2 protein-coding genes are annotated in these 1,163 nt (G+C 56.7%); both read right to left on the reverse strand.

The annotated features are described in order from the left end of the window. Window positions 1–180 precede the first annotated feature (180 nt). On the reverse strand, window positions 181–462 hold the full coding sequence (locus tag V7S54_RS33215) for a hypothetical protein (RefSeq protein WP_065375150.1): 282 nt from the start codon (window positions 460–462) through the stop codon (window positions 181–183). Between the two features lie 102 nt (window positions 463–564). After that, window positions 565–1,059, reverse strand: a complete 495-nt coding sequence (locus V7S54_RS33220; RefSeq protein ID WP_336410024.1) for a YciE/YciF ferroxidase family protein — start codon at window positions 1,057–1,059, stop codon at window positions 565–567. Window positions 1,060–1,163 lie beyond the last annotated feature (104 nt).

Raw genomic sequence — 1,163 nt, forward strand, 5'->3', positions numbered from 1 at the left:
TCTAACACGTCAGAATTTTGCCGCTGCGAGCCACGGGCCCTTGCCCTCGATCCGAGTCCGATCTCGGATCTTTGGGCGGCCATTGCCAACGTTTCGCAGCTACATCGGGGTGGCGGCCGTTAGCGGCGTCTGGACGACGAAGCGCCGAACATTTAGGACCACTCGCCGGCCCTGACGCGTCTATGTCAATTTCCCTACCAGTTCTGCATATTCGGAAAAAGAAAGTTTCCGCCCGCTTTGGCTTTCCTGGTTCGCAAGCAGCAAGACGCGGATGGGGAACATCGTAGCCGCACGGTTCGCATCGGACAGCTTACGGTCATCACTGTTCTCGATCCTGTTTTCGGCTTCGCCGAGTGCCGCCGAAAGGTCGCCATGCGACAAGATACCCTTCTGCACCAGCGTATCGGCGAGACACGCGACCGCCATGATCAAACCTTGAAGCTGTAAATTTGCGGTGTTCACGCCACGCTCCCGTACACGCTGAGCACGACATCAAGTTGCCGTGCGAAATCCCGAAGTTCGCTGTCCATACGAAAAAGGGCGGCCGGAGCCGCCCGCGTTTGCTCAGGCTGCTTTAGACCGCGCCGAGGTTTTGTTGATCGACGTTACAGCAAGGTTGGTGAGCTTGTTGTTCGTCGCCTTTTCCTGGTCGAGGATTTCGCTCAGAAGCTTGTGAGCCTCGTCGTGACCGAGGTTCTTGGCCCATTCACGCACCGAGCCATAGCGGGCGATCTCGTAGTGCTCAACAGCCTGACAAGCGGCCAGAAGACCGGCGTCCAATGCGGTCCCTTCAGCCTCTTTCATCAAACTGTCCGCTTCCTTGATCAGCCCTTCGATGGCGTCGCATTTTTCGCCAGAGGCCGTCTTGCCGATTGACCTGAAGACCTGCTCGAGTTTCTTGATCTGGTCTTTTGTTTCCGAGAGGTGTTCCTCGGCCGCCTTCTTCAGTTCAGTACTGCTCGCTGCCTTGGCGACCTTTGGAAGCGCCTTTGTGATGGCGTTTTCAGCGAAATAGAGATCCTGCAGCGTATGCTCGAAAATTTCAGCCAGCGTTTTCATGAATTCTCTCCTCGGCAGATGAAATGCAGGGGAGAAAGCATCCAGCGGCCAAATCGTTCCCGCTCGCATGTTTAAAAGCCGGGCAGTCGGGACGGTGGCGGCGG

This window comes from Ensifer sp. CCNWLY38, assembly GCF_037120565.1.
Classification (GTDB): Bacteria; Pseudomonadota; Alphaproteobacteria; order Rhizobiales; family Rhizobiaceae; genus Ensifer; species Ensifer adhaerens_H.